Source organism: Aquiflexum balticum DSM 16537, from assembly GCF_900176595.1.
GTDB classification, from domain to species: domain Bacteria; phylum Bacteroidota; class Bacteroidia; order Cytophagales; family Cyclobacteriaceae; genus Aquiflexum; species Aquiflexum balticum.
Map to the genome: position 1 here is coordinate 4,595,639 of NZ_LT838813.1, position 15,560 is coordinate 4,611,198.

Here is a 15,560-nt window from a genome sequence, read left to right on the forward strand (position 1 = left end):
GTATGCCCAAAAACCAAAAAATCTTTGCGATTCTAGAAAATTCGTTGATTGCATTACATGGATTGATTCTTATTCTTGTCATTGGTCAAGATCAAATTCAATTGCCCTCTTTTTTGGAGGTAGTGGGTAGAATGCATCCGCTGCTGCTCCATTTCCCTATCGTTATGTTGTTTTTAGCAGCATTGTTGTTTTGGTTTCCCGATGCCTTGGGAGCCAATATGAAGATTGCCCTAAAAGGACTTCTACTTTCCGCTCTATTCTTCACAGGGATCACTGTTCTTGCTGGGCTTTTTCTCAGCGTGGAAGACGGCTATGTAAAAGAGGATTTTGAAAACCACCAATGGACCGGTTTACTGGTATTTTGGTTAGGAACTTTGTGGTACTGGTTTTGGGCAAAAGAAAAGTTGGCTGTGGCCAAAGGTCTTTCCTTAGTCGTATTGGCTTTGGTTTTAGCTACAGGCCACTTGGGAGCTTCACTGACCCATGGTGAGGATTTCCTTTTTGCACCTTTAAAAAGTGAGAGCGACTTGCCTCAGGTAAGTTTTGAAGAAGCTTTGGCTTTTGACCACGTCATCAAACCCATCTTGGATCAAAAATGCATCAGTTGCCACAAGGCGGGAAAAGTCAAAGGCGACCTGAGAATGGACGAAGTCCAATATATACTGAAAGGTGGCGAAATGGGTCCGGCCATCGATATGCAGGACCTTGAAAATTCCCAGATTTTGATCCATATATTGTATCCTTTGGAAGATGAATTTCATATGCCTCCCAAAGGAAAACCACAATTGACCGAAACTGAACTCGCACTGATCCAAAGTTGGATTTTGGATTCGGCTCATTTCGATAAAAAACTGACCGCCTACAGTCCAGAAAGCGAATTCATTGCTTTGGCAAAAGAAAAGTTTGCAGGACAGGAATCCAAAACTTATACCTTCAAGGCAGCGAATGTCAAAACCATTGCTGAGCTCAACAATGACTATAGAAAGGTAGTCACCACCTACCCCAATTCCCCGGGCTTAAGCGTTACATTTTTCGGAAAAAACCAGTTTGACCCCAATACGATTGATGATTTGAAAAAAGTCAAAGAACAGGTGGTAGAATTGAATTTTCAGAACATGCCTTTGAAAGACAATGACCTTCAAAAGATTGCCAACTACCCTAATCTTGAGGTGCTCAACCTCAATTTTACAGGGATAGAAGGAAATACTTTGACAGAATTGCAAAACCTCCAAAACCTGAAGCATCTCTCCCTCAGTGGTAATCCGCTTTCAGAAGCAGCTTTTGAAAGTCTTAAAGAATTTGATCAGCTGAAGGATCTTTTTGTATGGACGAATAAAAATGCTGACGCCATTTCGTCGCTAAAAGCTGCCTTACCCAATACCAGAGTGGAAGGAGGATTTCAAGATAATGGGACCTTATATCAATTAAATGCGCCACAAATAGAATTTGATAAGTCAATTTTCACAGATAAAATAGCAGTCAGTCTCAAACACCCCATCGGTTCGGTGAATATTTTCTATACCCTGGACAATACCATGCCGGACAGCAGCAACCATCAGGTGTATTCAGGCCCGATAAGTTTGGATCAAAATACCACCTTGCGGGCAAGGGCTTTTGCAGACGGATGGCTGGGAAGTACGGAAAAGCAAGCTGTATTCTTCAGGTCAAAAATTCAGCCTGACAGCTATAACCTTGTGCATCCGCCACACCAATCATACAAGGGTGCAGGAGCTTTAACCCTATTTGATCTTGAAAAAGGAGATGAAGACTTTGCAACGGGCAAATGGTTGGGTTTTCAAGACACACCTTTTGAAATCCAAATGGATTTCAAATCTCCCCAAAGTATCCAAAATATTGCATTCAGTACCTTGGCCGCCGAAGGTTCGTATATTTTCCCGCCTTCCAAAGTTGAAGTTTGGATCAAAACACAAAATACAGACTGGAAATTAGTGGACACACAAAAACCGGAGCAGCCAACAGGAAACCGTGACAGAATGCTTCAGATGTATGAATCCAAAATCAACCAAAGTGATGTCACGGCCGTAAAAGCAAAACTCACTCCGGTCAATCCTTTACCCAAATGGCATCCCGGTGCCGGTGGCAAAGGATGGGTATTCATTGATGAAATTCTGATCAATTGATATGAAGGCCTATCAGCGGTATTTTGAGCAGGTTCAAACCAAACTCAAGATTGTTTTCAACCAAACGGAAAAGATTGAGCAAGCCGCCAAATGGATAGCAGATTGCCTTGCCAATGATGGATTTATCTACACCAGCGGTACAGGTCATTCACATATATTTGCAGAGGAGATATTTTACAGGGCGGGAGGATTTGCCCGTGTGGTGGCAATACTCGACGAGGCGCTGATGCTCCACAAAGACGCTTCTTACAGTACAGAAGTGGAAAGGCAGGAAGGATACGCAGCAAGGCTTCTTGAAGGATTTCCAATATCGGAAAAGGATGTTTTCATCATCTCTTCCAACTCCGGCCGTAACACCGTAAGCATCGAAATGGCGATGATTGCCAAGGAAAAAGGAGCCAAAGTCATTGTTATTACCAACCTCAAACATACCCAATCAGTCGTATCACGACATCCAACAGGAAAAAGACTTTTTGAAATCGCTGACCTGTATTTTGACAATGGCGGAGAAATTGGAGATGCATCCGTGACATTGGAGGGGTTGGATATTAAGGTCGGTGCGACTTCCACGGCTACCGGTGCAGTGATTTTACAGAGTATGATGGTACAGGCCGCCGAAAACCTGATCCAAATGGGTATAAAGCCCGAGGTATTCAGCAGTTCCAATTCGGACGAGGGAGAAGAACACAATGAGGCTTTGATCAAGAAATATAAAGGGATTGTGAAGGGGTTGTGAGAAATTGGTGTGGATTACTGATTTTTTTGTGATAACTTTTGTAATTGTTATAAAATGAAATGAAAACTGACATCATCAAAATAGGTAAATCAAAAGGCATTAAGTTGAGTAAGTCAATTTTGAAGAAATATAACATAGGTGATGAAGTAGAGCTAATATTAGAAAAAGAGCATATAATTATCCGGCCAATTGAGGAACCTAGGAAAAATTGGGGCGAGGCTTATAAGGAAATGCATAAGGAAGGAGACGACAAACTTTTAATGGATGCTGTATTTGAAGATGAAGAATTTGAGGGATGGAATTGAGGTTGTATTGGTTACAGATAGGAACCAGATTTATTAAATTAGAGTAAATGAAATAAGCAATTGTCTCTAAATGAAAAAGATTATTGAATTTTTTGATTCAAATAAGTTTGTGGTTATTAGTGCATTCATTGTAGTCTCATATTATTTCTTGGCTTTCTCAAATAAAAATAACGGAAATGAAAAATTCCACATTCCTAAAACCTTGAAAGTTAATGGAGAATTTATTGAAATTGATTTTATTCAAAGACCAATTATCAAAATATTAAATCCCATAAAAAAAGATACCATTCGATTATTATTTGATCCCATTGCGGGAAATCTTTTAAAGAAAAATTGGATGGAGTTAAATAAAGGTGAAAGCATCTGGTTTGATTTATGGGAACATGATTCTGAAGTTTATAATCGGGAATCAAGAATCAAAACCCAGTTTAGTGCTTATTCATTTTATTCGAAAGAAAATTCAGTTTTCACCATTGATGATTATTCCAATATTGTGAAATCACGGGTTGATGTGATTGACCCTAAACAGAAATTAAATGATTTGCTTTTTGTTATCGTCTTAATTATTGCAATAGATTTTATTGGTAAAAACAGAGAGTTAATCTTTGCTAATTTTGAAAAAGTTTCGGACATGGCCGATATTTTTTTTGATCCAACTAAAAAATACGCTAAGGAAGTTCAAGAATATTTTGCGTGGTTAAAAATTGATGGTTTTCAAGGAAGATTTAGATTAACTTCAGATTACTCTAAACCATATAATGATATATCCAATAAAACTGAATATACTATCAGTCAAAATAAACTTGGTAAATGGCTCTTTATTCTTTTTGGATTGATGTTGATATTATCCTTCATTCTATTCCTAATAAACAAAAATTTTCAAGGAGCTATTTACCTGATACCCCAAATTTTAACAGTTCTGGGTTTGGCAATATTTAGAATAAATGGGAAAGAAATAAAGCTTATCATCAATCAAAGTGGGATAATAATTCCCAATGAAAAAAAATTAAATTGGAATGAAATCGAGTTTACGATAATTCATGAAAATATTAGAGAAAAGGAATTATTGATAAAGACCATCAACAAAAAACAACCAAAAATTATTCGGTTAAATGGGTTAAACAAAAGTGTAAGAAAAATCAGTCAAATTATCGAAGTTCATAAAAGTGCAAGTTAATTCGGAGAAGACTTCAATATTAGAATCATATCTTCTATAGTTATCATGAACAATATTGATTGTCAATACCAATAATACTATTTCCATGCAGGTTTTTAAATGTGATCATTGTAGTCAACCGGTGTATTTTGACAATACCAATTGTTTGAAATGTCAAAACAAATTGGGTTTTGATGCCGCCCAAATCAAGATGGTTTCCATGCATCTTCATCAAGATGGATCATTAACAGAATCCAATACTGGCAAAGACTATCACTATTGCAGCAATCAGCAATATGGAGTCTGTAACTGGGTGATTCCAAACGATAATCCTGCTAAATTCTGTATGGCATGTTCTCTTAACAGAATCATTCCGGACTTATCAAAACCTGAATATCTTGCAAGATGGAAAGTGATAGAATTGGCAAAACACCGACTGATTTATGCTTTATTGAGGTGGGATTTTCCGATTATTTCCAAAAACGTGGATTATGAAAGGGGTTTGGCATTCAATTTCAAATCTGACTCCGACATGCCTGATGGCCAAAGGGTGATGACAGGTCATGCCAATGGACTGATTACCATGAATATCGCGGAGGCGGATGATGTGGAAAGAGAAATGGCAAGAAACAGCATGGATGAAGTTTACAGAACGGTTTTGGGCCACTTCAGACATGAGATTGGCCATTACTATTGGGAAAGACTGATTGATGGAACTGATAATCTACCAAAATTCAGAGCCCTGTATGGAGATGAAAGGTACAGTTATCAGGAGGCTTTGAATCATTACTACAAACATGGTGCTCCTGCAGATTGGAACCAAAATTACATCAGTGCCTATGCCACCATGCATCCATGGGAAAGTTGGGCTGAAACCTGGGCACATTACATGCACATGGTTGATACGCTGGAAACCGCCTATTCTTATGGATTGTCCATTGACCCACAAATCGCCAGAAACTTAGATGTCAAAACTGCAGTAATTGACCAGAATGCATATTTCTGCAAAGATTTTGAAACCATTTATCAGCTGTGGCTTCCATTGACTTTCACCATGAACAGCCTGAACCGGAGTATGGGTGCAAAAGACCTATATCCTTTTGTAATCAATACTGCTGTGAAGGAAAAATTAAAGTTTATCCATCAGGTAATCCACGGAGTGGGTTGATTTTAGATCTTAGATTGAAGAATTTAGATTTAAAAGGTAATGAATAGATTTAGAAAGTAGATTTCAGAATTGAATTTCAAATAAATGAAATAGGCATTCCTAGAAGTTTTTTTTAAACTCTTTATGCTTTGCATTTCCTTCTGGACTTTCCTACTCTCACTTATTTATATCCCAACCAATCATAGACAGGTTGGGGATCAGGAATAGCCAATTTCACTAATTCGCGTACAGGGCTAAGTCCATTCTCACTGTTTGTAAAATAGATTACTGCATTTCCCATCTCCACATTGGCAGTAAAATAGCCGCGAAAGGTATAATTGTCGCCCCACTGAAAAATCTGCTTCCCCTCAGATGTTACCTGAATACCTACACCCAATCCCCAAAAAATCTGTTGTTCTTTTCCATCCGTTGGATCGACAGGAACCTGTGGAGTAAACATCAATTGTTGGAAATAAGGATTCATTCTTTTACCGCTCAAAAGGGCTTCCAGAAATAGCGCATAATCATAGGAGGTGGTCTGAAGGGAAGCTGCAGCATTGGGATTTTTGATTTTACTTTTTGCAATCTGCTTTCCGTTTTTCTTGAAAGAAAGACTATGGTTATCATCAAATTCCTCAAGATAAACAAAACTGCTTCTTTTCATACCAAGTGGATGGAAAACATATTCCTGAGCCAATTCTTCCAAGCTTTTTTCTTTCAGGTGCTCGGTTACCTTTTGGAGCCAAACAAATCCTTCACCAGAGTACCGAAACCGCTCTCCTGGATTGTATTGGAACTTAAGTTCTCCTTTTCTCCAGTTTGGCAATCCACTCGTATGGCTGAGAATCATTCTTGCAGTTACAAGTTTATAATTGGATTCTTCTATAAGATCCTGATATTCAAAATAGGTAGACAAAGGAGTATCAAGATCAAATAACCCCTCTTCAACAAGTTGAAAAACGATATAGGCAAAAATGGGTTTGCTCAGGGATGCCGCAGAAAATACAGTCTCTTGGTCTATTGGTTGATTATTATTGTTGGCAATTCCCAAAGCATAACTTTCCTTTTTTTTTCCAGATTCTAACCAAGTATATGAAATCCCAGGGATTTTGTTTGCAGACATGATTTGTGAAATTGATTCTAAGTCAGCATTTCTTTGAAAATAAGTAGAATCAAGGCTTAATACAAATAAGCATAATAGCAAACTAATGTTTTTCATAATTCGACTGATTGCCTTTAAAAAGAGACTTTTAATATTTTGAAATGGATTTACAATAAGCTTGCCTGACCAAAACAAATTTCTCTTTTTGCCAGAAAACCTATTGATAATAGAAAATTATGGTTTCAATCTGTTTTCGAATATTAAAAAATTTTTAATTCACAATCAATCATTTAGATTTAGATAACAGAATTGGAAAACCCAATTACCTTTCAAAATTGAAGAGTCAAATTAAAAAAGTATACAGAAAAAAATCAATTTACCTTTTCATTGCGAAATGATGAAGCATATACTACTAATTGTTTGCCTATTGCTATTTGTGGGTATGTCAATCCAAGTTGAAGCTCAGAAACCCAAAATAATTGTATCTACCGACATCGGAGGAAGTGATCCTGACGATTTTCAGTCAATGGTGCACTTGCTGGTCTATGCGGATAAATTTGAAATTTTGGGTTTGATCAGTTCCCCACCACATAATGGCCGGGTAGAGCATATTTTTGAAGCCATTGATGCCTATGAAAATGACTTCCCCAAACTACAAGGTCAAAGTACAGCTTTTCCTGAACCGGATTACCTCAGAAAAATCAGCAAACAAGGAGCAATTGATCCGCAATCTTCAGAAATTCCCGAAAGCCTAAGTGAAGGTGCTGCATTTATTATTTCCCAAATACGGGCGAATCCGGATTATCCGGTTTACGTTTTGGTTTGGGGATCTATCACAGATGTGGCCCAAGCGGTACATCATGACCCAGACATCAAAAAGAATTTAAGGGTTTATTCGATAGGAAGTTGGAATACAGATCAGGATCCGAAATCAAGAGATTACCTTTTCAAAAACCATAAAGATCTGTGGTGGATAGAAAACAACACTACCTTTCGCGGTATGTATATGGGCGGTGAGCAATCAGGGGAATATGGGAATATTTCATTTGTTGAAAAAAACATCAAAGAGCATGGCTTCCTTGGTAAACTATTTTGGGAGCAAAAGAAAGACATCAAAATGGGTGATACTCCTTCTGTGCTTTATTTTCTCCAAGGTAATCCTGAAAATCCCGAGTCAGCAAGTTGGGGAGGCTCTTTTGTAAAGACCGGACATGGTCCCAACTATTGGACAGACAATCCTGATCTGTCACTTGTAGAAAACAACAGGCCTGGTGCAAAAACAGTCAACCAATGGAGAAAAGAATTTCTGGAAGACTGGGCTAAAAGAATGAAATGGTTGAAATAGATGGAGTACTGAAGTCAGAATTTTAAAAGTCAGAAAAAGTTGCCAGCATTCGGAAAACCCAATATTTTTAAAATTCTGGTTGTTATCTTTTTTTATTTCGTTGTTTGATTCCAAAAATAAATAAAAATGCCTTCGGGTTCAGTTTCTATTTAATTGATAAAGATATCTCTCCCTTTTTAAAACCTTCCTTTACCAATCTGCTCATTCAAATAATCCTTCAACTCCTCCCCTTCCAAAATCTTGATTTCACCGGGCAATCCAAGAATAAATCTGGCCAAACCGGGAAGTTGGGGAATCTTACCTTCGAAGAAATATTGGTTCCGGTTTTTGATATACGTAAGGGGTTTGGCATCAGGATATTCTTCCATCATCAACTGATAGGCTTTTTTGCTGAGCTTGAGGTGCACATAAAATTGATTTTTCCCTGAAAATCCAAACAATCCCTGTTCAAGTGGCTGGTGTAGAGATTGAAACTTAAATGGCTTCGAGGTCAATAAAACCTCCCCTATTCTTTCAATCTTGAACATTTTCATCTCTTTGCTTTCTACTTCCAAGGCATAGATGGAGTCAAAGTTTTTATTGAAGGCGACAGGTTCCACCAGCCTATCCATTGTAGAATCGGAACTCAAGGAGTAATACTCGCTCAAGATCACTTGGTTTTTATCTTTAATTGCTCTTGACAATTGATCAACAAATATCCCAAGATTAGCATTGAACAATTGATTGACACTATGCCTGAAATCAGAACGGATATTGATTTTTTGTAAAATGGAATCTTTAAGGAGGTTTTTCTTGCTGCTTTTCTGAATAAGCTCATTCATCAATTCAATCTCTTCTTCATTAAAAGTTCCATAAGCGTACTCTATAGGACTTTCTACCCTGTCTATGATTCTGAATTTTGAATGCTTCTTTTCAATTTCAAAACCAAGTGCTTCCAATAGTTTAAAATACCTATAGATTGTCCTTGGGTCAGTTTGCAAAAATTCAGCTAAGCGGTGAACAGGTTTTCCCATGTTCCCACGAAGCAAGTTGATCAGTTTAAAAACCCTTAAAATTTTTTGTTGCTCAATTGTATTTGAAGATGCCATAATTCCGAATTATTGGCAAAAGGTAAAAAATTACTTTATAAACATCCTCCTGATTGACATTTATTGTCAAAGTATTTTTTATTTTTTCTTTCTTCCCGTAGCAAATACCCTATTCACATTAAAACCCAGTCTGAATTCTTCTCCGGGAACTCCGTTACCCCCTGCCAATAGATACTGTTCATTCAGTGCTTGGGAAGTCACAAAATACATTTGAAACACATGACCTCCTGCCTCAAGATCAATACCAACACCTAGATTATTTCTTAGGTCGTTGTTCAAGTTAGGTATCCATTGAAGTGTCAAAGAGGATTTGCCGGTGATTTTGTATTTTCCGCTAAAGCCCAAAGCCAAATACAGGTTTTGGTCTCCTTCAATCAGAAAAATTGGATTGGGATCAACGAAATAAGCCATCATCGGGGTTAACTGTACGCTTAACCTATCTGTAAATTTTCTGGCTGCCATCACCTGAAAAGCAAAAGAACTCCTTTCTGCAAAATTGGGATTTTCTTCTAAAAGGAATGCATAATTGGAAGTATTTACTCCTGCCCCACCCATAAGCGAAAGGGATAAAGGCATTTTCCCATCCTGTGTCTGATTCAGAATATGATACCTTCCATACAAATTATATATTTTGTCCCTACTTTGTCTGGCGGCAGCCAATGAAAACTTATTGCTAAATGCATATTCAAAGCTGAACTGAATATTTGCCCCGTTGTCGAGTCCCCATAGATTCTGTACGCCACCATTAAGTGTACCAAAGGTATGCATGATAGCAAAATGCAGCGTTTTTTTATCCAATGGCTCCACGGTAAGTAAATTGATATGCCTTGGAGCATGAAATATCAATTCGACTTCCTGAGACGCAGTTGCTAATTTTCTCTCCAATTGAGCCATGGAATAAAAAGGAATCATACTTACAAGTAGGATAATCAATAGCTTTTTCATATTGCTAGAATGTAAAGAGGGCTAAACGGTTATTTTTTCAATTGAGCATTTATCGTGATAATCTGTTCCTCTGCCAGTTCATAGAAAACTATTGTAGGGATGGAAATTTGATAATCACTGAGCAGAATTTTGAAAGTAGCATCCAACTGAATGGAATTTTCATCTGATAAAGTGAGCATTCCAGGGACTTCAATTTCTCTTTCTATTCCATGTATTTTAAACTTACCGGTTGCAGTCACTTTGATGGATTGACCTTTGGTCAGCTCAACAGGGCTGTTGATTTGCCCGGTGAATTCCGCAAAGGGGAATTTTTTTGTTTCCAGGTAGTTTTCGCGCATATGTCTGTCCCTAAGTCCAATACCTGTTTTTAGTGTATTCAGGTCAATGAAAAAATCCAAAAGATTTTTTTCCAGATCGATCAATCCATTGAGATCTGAGGACTTTCCTGTAAACTCACTTAAAGATGCTTTGGAAAGAAATTCAACATTTCCTTTTTCGGTTTTAAAAGATTGGGCATGGGTTTTCCCAAAAACAGTCAAAACTATAAAAATCGAAAATGAAATCAGCCAACGTCCCATCAGCTCAGATCCACTGTCAGGACATTATTGCTCACCGAAGCAGGATAAGTTCTCAAAGGCTGTGTTGCAGGTCCATTGACCACTGAACCATTGGTATTGAATCTTGAACCATGACAGGTACAAGTGAACACATTATTATTGAAAGTCCAGTTTCTATCACATTGGGTGTGCGTACAAACAGAAGTAAGCGCATTGTAATTGTTATTGCCCAGATTTACAATCAACACCCTTGCGGAAGTGACCAAGGTCCAGCCACCTGCAGCCGCAAGCGCAGAGGCAACTGCCAAGTCTACCGTTATAGCATTTGGAGACACGGTTATTCCTGAGTTATTGGCGGGCGGATTATTTGATCCCCCGGTATTTGGGTCAGGATCATCTGTGGAGCAGCTGGTAAAAAATGCTACTCCGAACATGGACATGACTGCCATAGAACCGGATTTTTTGAGGAAATCTCTTCTGGCTTCAGAAAGCGATCCTGATTTGATGTTGGTTGTTGTTTTCATAATTTGACATACAGTTTAGATAAAGTGGTTGGATTTCAAAATTTTCAAATCACAGAAAAGTAACAGACATTTTACTGGTTTGTTTTAAAGTCTATTTAATTTTAAAAAACAATCCTCAAACTTAATGCTAAAAAAAAATCAAGTATGCAATTGGTTAAAATTTTTTTCGATTCAATATTTCACTTAAAATAACAGCGTCTTTGATGGTTGCCGGATTACTTAGCATTTCAGCATAGCGGCTTTTTGTTTCTGTAGTTGTGAATCTTTCGGATTTAAGATTTGACTTGATACCTTCTACAGATGCCGTTAGACTCACCTGTTCATCCAATGTTTTCATTTTGGGTTTTACTATTTCGGCACCTGTTCCTTCATAATCCCCATAGGCTTTGGAACGGGGCCTGTCTCCTCTCATGATATCTCTTTGAGGTTCGAATTCTCTTGATACAGGCGACTGGCTTGGAATAGGTTTGGTTTGGGCAGATGTCCCTTGGCCCGTTTGGGGAAGTGTTTTTTCCCTTTGTTGTTGTCCCGACCTGATTTCTTTCAATAGATCTTCAAATGAAACCGGTTTTCTTTCAGGTTGATTATCAGAAGGCAAATTATCCGGACCCTCTAAGTCTTGTGGCTTTTGTCCTTTTTTGACAGCTGTGTATATAAAGTAGATAATGATTGCGATTATATATATAATATTGCCTGCGTCCACGGTATGTTTATTTTTACGATTCCAATATAGGTAAAAATAGTGATTTTAGATTTTAGAATGTAGATTTTAGATTTAGAAAAGCACGTTCTGAATGACAAAGCCCTTGTCTCAACTCAAGGCCCATCTTTGTACTTGGTACATGGTACTTGGTTCATTGTACTTGGTACTTGGTACACTCTCCCCTCAAACTTCCCTCCATCCTTGCTTAATTTGCGAATTAAAGTAATTTTGTCTGGTAATCATTTTCAACCATTACAGGATGCTGCTGAGTAAGCTGGAGATTAAAGGATTTAAAAGTTTTGGTGACCGCATGGTCATTCATTTTGACAAGGGAATTACAGGTGTGGTTGGTCCAAACGGCTGTGGAAAATCCAATGTGGTAGATGCTATACGTTGGGTTTTGGGCGAACAAAAATCCCGGATGCTCCGATCTGACAAAATGGAAAATGTGATCTTCAACGGCACAAAAAACCGAAAACCCACCAATTTGGCGGAAGTTTCCCTGACTTTTGAGAATACTAAAAATCTTCTTCCCACAGAATACACCCATGTGACTATTACCCGCAGGTATTACAGGAGTGGAGAAAGTGAATATTTACTGAATGGGGTTACCTGCAGGCTGAAGGATATTACCAATCTTTTTATGGATACCGGAATAAATTCCAATAGCTATGCCATCATAGAGTTGAAAATGATCGATGAGTTGCTCAATGACAAAAACAATTCACGGCGGGATTTATTCGAAGAAGCTGCAGGGATTTCTAAGTTTAAAAGCCGAAAAAAAGAGACCTTGCGTAAGTTGGAAGATACAGATGCAGATTTGGAGCGTGTGGAAGATGTACTTTTTGAAATAGAGAAAAATCTTAAAAGTCTTGAAAAACAGGCCAGACAAACGGCTAAATATTTTGAAATCAAGCAGGAGTATAAAGAAGTCAGCATCAATCTGGCCAAGAAATCTGTCCAAAAGCACAGTGATTCCCTGATTTCAATCCATAAAAAAATCCAGGAAGAGTCAGATCAAAAGCTGGCGGTCAATGCAAAAATTGCAGATAAAGAGTCATTTTTGGAACAAACCAAGGCAGAATTGATCCTGAAAGAAAAGCTCCTTTCATCACGCCAAAAGTCACTCAATGAACATGTCAATAAAATCCGACAGTTTGAAAGCGATAAGAAAATCAAAAATGAAAGACTGAGGTTTTTGGAAGACAGGTCCCAAAAACTCAGGGAACAGATAGACACTGACCGTAAATCCAATGACAGGGCCGGTTTCAGTATACGTTCACTGGAACAGGAAAAGGAAACTGCGGCCAAATTATTGGCAGAAAAAGAATTTACTGTTGAGGAATTGCGGCGGGATTATGAAGCTCAAAAATTTCAACAATCGGCTACCCAAGAAAAACAGAAGGTACTTTCCAGAGACTTTTCTTTATCCAAAGACAAGGTTTACCAGCTTTCAAAAGATCAGGAAATCAAGCAGATACAACTTTCAACTCTAAAACAGGAGTTGGAAAAGACTGCTTCTGATGATAACAATCAGGAAGCAAGTCTGTTGGATTTTGAAGACAAGTTGGTCACACTTCGGGATGAATTGGAGAAAAAAACCAGAGAACTCAGCCTTTTAAAAGCAAAAGAAGAAGACCAGTTACAAAAAATTGAAGAAACCAACCGAATCATTGAGATGATTCGAGAGGAAGTCACCCAAACTTCCAGAAAACTTGATGCAAAGCAAAATGAATTCAACCTAACAAAATCATTGGTTGAAAATCTGGAAGGCTTTCCCGAGGCTATCAAATTCCTGAAGAAAAATTCCGATTGGGGTAAAAACACCCCTTTACTTTCAGACATCTTAACCACGGAAGAAAGGTTTAGGGTAACTATAGAAAACTACCTGGAAACCTACATGAATTATTATGTAGTGGAGACCGAGTTGCAGGCCATCACTGCGGTCAACTTACTGAGTGATTCCGCAAAAGGAAAAGCAAATTTCTTTGTATTGGAACATTTCAACAGCTTTCATCCCAGTCAAACCAAACTTTTTTCGAATGCCATTCCCGCGACTGAAATCATAGAATATGATGAAAAATATTCCAAACTGATTGGTTATATTTTGGATGGTGTCTATATCGTCAAGGGGGAATATCAGGATTTTCCGCAAGATTCATCAGCTGTTTTCATCACAGAAAGTGGAAAATTCACCAAAAGAAAATTCAGTATTTCGGGAGGATCTGTAGGGCTTTTTGAAGGAAAAAGGATTGGTCGTGCAAAAAATCTCGAAAAACTTGAAAAAGAAATCAAAGAACTGAATAAAAAAGTTTCGGCTACCCGCTCAAACCTTGACGGAAAAATCAGTGATCTACTCAAGCGCAAAGAAGTAAGTTACAAAGCATCGATAGAAAAATCTCAGCAGGAATTCAATGAATTGAATCAGGAATTTGTCTCTGTCCGTACCAAAAAAGAACAACTCAGCGAACTTCTCTCTTCCAATGCCAATAAGCGGGAAGACATCCTGGAAAGAATAGAATCCTTGCAGGATAGTCTTGAAATGATCGGACCGGATCTTGAAAGAGAAAAATTGCTTTTCGGATCAATAGAGGAGGAATTGGAAATTGTCAATGAACAACTTCAATCGGAAAGTGAAAGTCTGACTTTGAAGTCCACTGCTTTCAATCAAGAGAACATACTTTTTCATCAGCTTTTAAACAGGGTCAACAGTCTCAGTCAAGAAGTCGAGTTTAAGCAATCTGCATTCATAAGCAGCAAAGAAAGAATTGAAAAATCACAACAGGAACAAAGCAGTATCGATCAGGAAATCAGGGGTTTATTGGATAACAATGAAATCAAAGACGATGAATTGATTGAGCTTTATGCAGAAAAAGAAGGAATTGAAAAAGGGGTGAATGAGGCTGAAAAAGATTACTATGCCTGTAGGGGAGAAATCGATGATACCGACAAACAAATCAGGGAACTTCAGAAATCCAAAGAAAGTATCGATACCCTGATTCAGGAATTACAGCAGTCGCTGAATGATGTCAAACTAAAACTGGCCAGTCTCAAAGAAAGACTGAGTGTGGAGTTCGAAATAGATTTGGATACGCTGATGGAAGAAAATCCTGAGTTGGATGAATCCTATCTGGAAATGTCCGAATCCGACATGAGGGAAATTGTACAAAAGGCCAAAGACAGGTTGGAAAAAATCGGCCCTATCAATCCCATGGCTATGGAAGCCTATGATGAGATCAAGCAAAGACATACTTTTATTACAGAGCAGAAGGAAGATCTTGTCAAGGCAAAAAATTCATTGGTAGAAACCATCAAAGAAATAGATCAGGTGGCCAAAGAAACTTTCCTGGACTCTTTTGGGAAAATCAAAGAAAATTTCATCAAGGTATTCAGATCTCTATTCACCAATGAAGATCAATGCGATCTGTTGTTGGTGGATCCTGAGAATCCACTGGAAAGCTCCATTGAAATCATAGCAAAACCCAAAGGGAAGCGTCCTTTGACCATCAACCAACTTTCTGGTGGAGAAAAAACATTAACAGCCACCTCCCTGCTTTTTGCCATTTACCTTTTGAAGCCAGCTCCTTTCTGTATTTTTGATGAGGTAGATGCGCCTTTGGACGATGCCAATATCGATAAGTTCAACAATATCATTCACACCTTTTCAAAAGAATCCCAATTTATCATCGTGACTCACAACAAGCGCACCATGGCAAGTACTGATATCATCTACGGCATCACCATGATAGAGGCCGGAGTTTCGAGGGTAGTTCCAGTGGATTTGAGGGAGTTGGCTTAGGGTGATTTGTGC

The 15,560-nt window shown here is 38.1% G+C and carries 13 protein-coding genes; 7 read left to right on the forward strand and 6 right to left on the reverse strand.

All coding sequences use genetic code 11. The features are described from left to right. The first annotated feature begins 2 nt into the window (after positions 1-2). The 5 genes from B9A52_RS19400 (at position 3) to B9A52_RS19420 (ending at position 5,506) form a co-directional block, all read left to right on the forward strand. The gene (locus B9A52_RS19400) at positions 3-2,141 is read left to right on the forward strand and encodes a chitobiase/beta-hexosaminidase C-terminal domain-containing protein (protein WP_084122022.1); all 2,139 of its coding nucleotides are present in this window, start codon (positions 3-5) and stop codon (positions 2,139-2,141) included. 1 nt (position 2,142) lies between these two features. Continuing rightward, a complete protein-coding gene (locus B9A52_RS19405; RefSeq protein WP_084122023.1) occupies positions 2,143-2,877 on the forward strand; it encodes a sugar isomerase domain-containing protein in 735 nt (244 codons plus the stop codon). Positions 2,878-2,936: 59 nt separating this feature from the next. Beyond that, complete coding sequence (locus B9A52_RS19410; RefSeq protein ID WP_084122024.1) at positions 2,937-3,182, forward strand: AbrB/MazE/SpoVT family DNA-binding domain-containing protein; 246 nt, start codon at positions 2,937-2,939, stop codon at positions 3,180-3,182. A 70-nt stretch (positions 3,183-3,252) separates the two neighbouring features. Next, entirely contained in the window at positions 3,253-4,359 is a 1,107-nt protein-coding gene (locus B9A52_RS19415; protein WP_084122025.1) for a hypothetical protein, read from the forward strand. A gap of 85 nt (positions 4,360-4,444) precedes the next feature. Continuing rightward, positions 4,445-5,506, forward strand: coding sequence for a zinc-binding metallopeptidase family protein (locus B9A52_RS19420; protein ID WP_084122026.1), 1,062 nt, complete (start codon positions 4,445-4,447; stop codon positions 5,504-5,506). Between the two features lie 160 nt (positions 5,507-5,666). On the opposite strand, the gene B9A52_RS19425 is transcribed toward B9A52_RS19420, so the two are convergent. Further along, a complete protein-coding gene (locus B9A52_RS19425) occupies positions 5,667-6,608 on the reverse strand; it encodes a serine hydrolase domain-containing protein (RefSeq protein WP_172805247.1) in 942 nt (313 codons plus the stop codon). A gap of 421 nt (positions 6,609-7,029) precedes the next feature. On the opposite strand from B9A52_RS19425, the gene B9A52_RS19430 reads away from it, so the two are divergent. Beyond that, positions 7,030-7,932, forward strand: a complete 903-nt coding sequence (locus B9A52_RS19430; protein ID WP_157370342.1) for a DUF1593 domain-containing protein — start codon at positions 7,030-7,032, stop codon at positions 7,930-7,932. A 176-nt stretch (positions 7,933-8,108) separates the two neighbouring features. Here B9A52_RS19430 and B9A52_RS19435 read toward each other — a convergent pair whose 3' ends face one another. From B9A52_RS19435 to B9A52_RS19455, 5 genes are all read right to left on the reverse strand, one after another. After that, on the reverse strand, positions 8,109-9,020 hold the full coding sequence (locus B9A52_RS19435; protein ID WP_084122029.1) for a helix-turn-helix transcriptional regulator: 912 nt from the start codon (positions 9,018-9,020) through the stop codon (positions 8,109-8,111). Positions 9,021-9,098: 78 nt separating this feature from the next. After that, the gene (locus B9A52_RS19440) at positions 9,099-9,965 is read right to left on the reverse strand and encodes a DUF5777 family beta-barrel protein (protein ID WP_084122030.1); all 867 of its coding nucleotides are present in this window, start codon (positions 9,963-9,965) and stop codon (positions 9,099-9,101) included. Positions 9,966-9,994: 29 nt separating this feature from the next. Then, positions 9,995-10,543, reverse strand: coding sequence for a YceI family protein (locus B9A52_RS19445; protein ID WP_084122031.1), 549 nt, complete (start codon positions 10,541-10,543; stop codon positions 9,995-9,997). After that, complete coding sequence (locus B9A52_RS19450; protein WP_084122032.1) at positions 10,543-11,046, reverse strand: QcrA and Rieske domain-containing protein; 504 nt, start codon at positions 11,044-11,046, stop codon at positions 10,543-10,545. The genes B9A52_RS19445 and B9A52_RS19450 overlap by 1 nt, the downstream gene beginning before the upstream one ends. Positions 11,047-11,200: 154 nt before the next feature. Next, on the reverse strand, positions 11,201-11,749 hold the full coding sequence (locus B9A52_RS19455) for a hypothetical protein (protein WP_084122033.1): 549 nt from the start codon (positions 11,747-11,749) through the stop codon (positions 11,201-11,203). A gap of 259 nt (positions 11,750-12,008) precedes the next feature. Between B9A52_RS19455 and smc the strand changes: the two genes are divergently transcribed. Beyond that, positions 12,009-15,548 (forward strand): chromosome segregation protein SMC, encoded by a 3,540-nt coding sequence (gene smc, locus B9A52_RS19460; protein WP_084122034.1) that lies wholly within the window; start codon positions 12,009-12,011, stop codon positions 15,546-15,548. Positions 15,549-15,560: the final 12 nt, after the last annotated feature.